This is a genomic window from Rhodoblastus sp., from assembly GCF_041915505.1.
GTDB lineage: Bacteria > Pseudomonadota > Alphaproteobacteria > Rhizobiales > Beijerinckiaceae > Rhodoblastus.
Genome location: NZ_JAYSBG010000411.1, coordinates 1 through 2872 on the forward strand (window position 1 = coordinate 1; position 2872 = coordinate 2872).

Consider the following 2872-nt stretch of genomic DNA (forward strand, 5'->3'; position numbering starts at 1 on the left):
ACCGGGCCGGTGAAGGAGGGGTCGTCGAGTTTGAGCGAGAGATATTCGGCGCCGGTGTCCTTGGCCGCTTTGCTCCAGCCGGCGCCGAACTCGACGTTATGCGGTGCACCGCATAACGTCGATTATGCGGAGTGAGGAATTATGCGGAGCGCTGACCTGTGAGGGGCAGTTTTCCGGCCGTTTCCCGCCGGTTCTGCTCCGCATAATCCCAATCGTTGAACAGCGGCGACGCGTCTTAAGCCCGAGCCGTCTTTGCACTATGTTGATGGCTGGCATGGACTTTGGAGCGTGAGCTACGATTTTGGCGGATAAGGATGACGCCTCGGAGGAAATCGCGCGCATTCGACGGCGGTTAGCCGATCTGGACGCAGAGCGGACGGCGCTTGCGCGCGAACTGGAAACGCTTGAGCTTGAGCAGAAGCTGATGTCCGCTCGCCGAGCAGCCGAGCGGGATCCCTTTGCGAATGCGCCGGTCACCAACAACTCGTCGTCGGCCGCAAAAATAGGGTTGTTCCGCCGTCTCTTCGCCGGCCGCCCCGATGTTTTTCCGGTTCGATGGGAAAACAGAAAGGCCGGGCGCTCGGGATATTCGCCGGCTTGCTCCGATGAATGGACGAGAGGCATTTGCGGCAAGCCGAAGGTGAAATGTGGAGAGTGCCCGCATCAGGCATTCATCCCGCCATCCGACGATATCATCGAGAAACATCTGCGCGGCTGCGACGCGCGCGCCGGCGATTTTGTCGCCGGGGTTTATCCATTGCTGCAAGACGAGACGTGTTGGTTCCTTGCCGCCGATTTCGACAAGAAAGGCTGGGCGGATGACGCCAGGGCGTTGCTTGGCGCCTGTCACGCGAAGGGGATTCCGGCCGCCCTGGAGCGGTCGAGATCGGGGAACGGCGGCCATGTCTGGATCTTCTTCTCCGAGCCTGTGCCGGCAAGGACCGCCAGGCAAATGGGTTCCGCCCTGATCACGGAGACGATGGAGAGTCGCCCCGAGATCGGCTTTGCCTCCTATGATCGCTTCTTTCCAAATCAGGATACGATGCCGCTTGGCGGCTTCGGCAATCTCATTGCGCTGCCGTTGCAGCGAAAGGCGCGCGAGATCGGCAACAGCGTCTTCGTTGACGAGGAGTTGCGCCCCTACGACGACCAGTGGGCCTATCTGTCTTCACTGCCAAGGTTGTCGGCGGACGCCGTCTTCAGAATCGCGGACGAGGCGCAACTTGCGGGACGGGTCCTGGGCGTTCGCATGCCGGTCGACGACGAGCACGCGGATGAACCATGGAAAATGTCGCCGTCACGGCGCAGCGAGCCACGGCGTGTCGGCATTGCGATACCGAAAAGCATCAAAATCGTCCTCGCCGATCAGGTTTACATTGACCCGACGGAGCTTCCGCCATTCTTGATTGCGCAGTTTATTCGCCTGGCGGCTTTCCAGAACCCGGAATTCTATCGCGCGCAGGCCATGCGGTTGCCGACATTCGGCAAACCTCGGATCGTCTCATGCGCCGAGCTTTATGCGCAACATATCGCTTTGCCCCGCGGCTGCCTCGATGACGCAATCGATCTCATCAAAAACTATGGCGGCGTCGCCGAATTGGAAGATCAGCGTGAAATCGGCACGCCGCTGCCTGCGGGCATTTCCTTCCAGGGCGAACTGCGACAGCCGCAGTTGAAGGCTTTCGATGGTCTCGTCGCCCATGACAACGGCGTGCTCGCAGCCACGACCGCCTTCGGCAAAACCGTCGTGGCGGCGGCGCTCATAGCAAATCGCGCCCGTAACACGCTGATCCTTGTCCACAGGCAGGAACTGCTCAACCAATGGGTGGAACGGCTACGGTCCTTTTTGAACATAGACCCGAAGCAGATCGGCGTCGTCGGCGGCGGGAAAAGAAAACCGACAGGCGTCATCGACGTCGCGCTCATTCAAAGCCTTGTCCGCAAGGGCGAAGTTGCCGACATCGTCGCCGATTACGGCCAGCTGATCGTCGATGAATGCCATCACCTTTCCGCTACAAGCTTCGAGCTTGTCGCCCGGCGCTCAAAGGCGCGCTATGTGGTCGGCCTGTCGGCGACCGTCGCCCGAAAAGACGGCCATCATCCGATCATCTTCATGCAATGCGGCCCGGTTCGCCATCGGGTTGATGCGAAAGCTCAGGCTGCCGAACGCGGCATCCGCCACCGCGCGCGCGATCGCTTGACCCGGTTTGAACTCCCGGCGTCCCTCGCCTCTGTCGAACGGCCTTCGATGCCGGCGATCTATGCGGCATTGGCGCAGGACATTGCCCGGAATGATCTGATTTTTGATGATGTGTTGAAATCGCTTGAAGCAAAGCGTTCGCCCATCGTCCTGACGGAGCGAAAGGATCACCTCGATTATCTCCAGAAGCGGTTCTCGCCATTCGTGAGAAATCTCGTAGTCCTGCGCGGCGGCATGTCGGTGAAGGATCGTAAGGCAGCGAGCGTCGCGCTGAATGTATCAGATGACGATGAGCGTTTGATCCTGGCGACAGGCCGTTATGTTGGCGAAGGCTTCGATGATTCCCGACTCGACACGCTGTTCCTAACGATGCCGATCGCCTGGAAGGGAACATTGGCGCAGTATGCCGGCCGGCTGCATCGCGAGCATGATGGGAAAAAAGACGTTCTGGTCGTCGACTACGTCGATCAGACGGTTCCAGTTCTCGTCCGAATGGCTTCGAAGCGGCGAGCAGGCTATCGCGCGCTGGGTTACATGATCGAGTAGCGGCGCCCTGCCGTGTGGCGGGGCGCCGCGGGCGCCGGTCAGCGCGACCAGATCAGCGCGTATTCGCCATCGTCGCCCTCGAAGAGGTTGGCGTAGATGGGGGCGGTGAAGCTGGGATCGTCGAGC

The 2872-nt window shown here is 60.4% G+C and carries 2 protein-coding genes and 1 pseudogene; 1 reads left to right on the top strand and 2 read right to left on the bottom strand.

Features of this window, described 5'->3' with window-relative positions; genetic code table 11:
• Nucleotides 1-86, bottom strand: a pseudogene (locus tag ACE3S9_RS17810) (DUF736 family protein); the annotation flags it as partial.
• 215 nt (nt 87-301) lie between these two features.
• Here ACE3S9_RS17810 and ACE3S9_RS17815 point away from each other — a divergent pair.
• Entirely contained in the window at nt 302-2746 is a 2445-nt protein-coding gene (locus ACE3S9_RS17815; RefSeq protein WP_374547818.1) for a DEAD/DEAH box helicase family protein, read from the top strand.
• A gap of 38 nt (nt 2747-2784) precedes the next feature.
• Here the strand turns inward: ACE3S9_RS17815 and ACE3S9_RS17820 are convergent.
• The coding region (locus ACE3S9_RS17820; protein ID WP_374547819.1) for a DUF736 family protein at nt 2785-2872 on the bottom strand (88 nt) is incomplete at its 5' end.